Genomic DNA, 2,023 nt, shown 5'->3' on the forward strand with positions numbered 1-2,023 from the left:
ACGAAGTGAATACATAGCTTCGTTTAAGGTAAACGCAGTGAACTGAAACATCTCAGTAGCTGTAGGAATAGAAAGCAAATGCGATTCCCTAAGTAGCGGCGAGCGAACAGGGAAGAGGCCAAACCAACATGCTTGCATGTTGGGGTTGTAGGACTGAAATATAGGACAAGACAAGTTAACAAAAGAAGTTGGAAAGCTTCGCCACAGAAGGTGACAGCCCTGTATGTGACAACTTTTCTTGCCTTATCAGGATCCTGAGTACGGCGGAACACGAGAAATTCCGTCGGAAACCGGGAAGACCATTTCCCAAGCCTAAATACTACCTAGTGACCGATAGTGAACCAGTACCGTGAGGGAAAGGTGAAAAGAACCCCGGAAGGGGAGTGAAAAGAACCTGAAACCGTGTGCTTACAAGTAGTCAGAGCCCGTTAATGGGTGATGGCGTACCTTTTGCAGAATGGACCGGCGAGTGATGATCCCATGCAAGGTTAAACTGAAGAAGTGGAGCCGCAGCGAAAGCGAGTCTGAATAGGGCGTAGAGTATGTGGTTGTCGACCCGAAACCAGGTGACCTATCCATGTCCAGGGTGAAAGTGCGGTGAAACGCACTGGAGGCCCGAACCCACGTATGTTGAAAAATGCGGGGATGAGGTGTGGATAGCGGAGAAATACCAATCGAACCTGGAGATAGCTGGTTCTCTCCGAAATAGTTTTAGGACTAGCCTCGGATAATCATATGATGGAGGTAGAGCGACTGTTAGGACAAGGGGCCCTTATCGGGTTACCAAATCTTGATAAACTCCGAATTCCATCATTATGTATCCGGGAGTCACACTATGGGTGCTAAGATTCATAGTGGAAAGGGAAACAGCCCAGACCGTCGGCTAAGGCCCCCAAATTCTTGTTAAGTGGAAAAGGATGTGGGGCTGCATAGACAACTAGGATGTTGGCTTAGAAGCAGCCATCATTTAAAGAGTGCGTAATAGCTCACTAGTCGAGTGGCCCTGCGCCGAAAATGTACCGGGGCTAAACAAGATGCCGAAGCCACGGATAAATCCTTCGGGATTTATGGTAGGAGAGCGTTCTAAGTGCATAGAAGGTAAACCGTGAGGATTGCTGGAGCGCTTAGAAGTGAGAATGCCGGTATGAGTAGCGAGACACAGGTGAGAATCCTGTGCACCGAATGACTAAGGTTTCCAGGGGAAGGCTCGTCCGCCCTGGGTTAGTCGGGACCTAAGCTGAGGCCAAACGGCGTAAGCGATGGACAGCAGGTGGAGATTCCTGCACCAGTGATTTTTGTTTGAACGAAGGAAGGACACAGAAGGCTACGGTAACCATGCCGCTGGTTGAGCATGGCCAAGCAACGAGTCTTAGAAGGAGTCAAATGCTTCTTCTTGTACGGATGAGTTGTGATGGGGAGGGAAGTTTAGTACCGAAGTACCCAATGTCACACTGTCAAGAAAAGTTCCTAGTAAGAAAATCACTGCCCGTACCGCAAACCGACACAGGTAGTCGAGGAGAGAATCCTAAGGTGAGCGAGAGAACTTTCGTTAAGGAACTCGGCAAAATGACCCCGTAACTTCGGGAGAAGGGGTGCTGACCATTTGGTCAGCCGCAGTGAATAGGCCCAGGCGACTGTTTATCAAAAACACAGGTCTCTGCTAACTCGAAAGAGGATGTATAGGGGCTGACACCTGCCCGGTGCTGGAAGGTTAAGTGGACGCGTTAGCCGCAAGGCGAAGCGCTGAAATGAAGCCCCAGTAAACGGCGGCCGTAACTATAACGGTCCTAAGGTAGCGAAATTCCTTGTCGGGTAAGTTCCGACCCGCACGAAAGGTGCAACGATCTGGGCACTGTCTCAACGAAAGACTCGGTGAAATTATAGTACCTGTGAAGATGCAGGTTACCCGCGACAGGACGGAAAGACCCCATGGAGCTTTACTGTAACTTGATATTGAGTGTCTACATGATTTGTACAGGATAGGTAGGAGCCAATGAAACCTGGACGCTAGTCTAGGTGGAGG

General features: G+C 49.6%; 1 rRNA gene. It reads left to right on the plus strand.

Going from position 1 to position 2,023, the window contains the following annotated elements:
• A 23S ribosomal RNA gene (locus BUB96_RS10065) occupies positions 1-2,023 on the plus strand; the annotation flags it as partial.

The sequence above is a fragment of the Atopostipes suicloacalis DSM 15692 genome (assembly GCF_900129085.1).
Taxonomy (GTDB): domain Bacteria; phylum Bacillota; class Bacilli; order Lactobacillales; family Carnobacteriaceae_A; genus Atopostipes; species Atopostipes suicloacalis.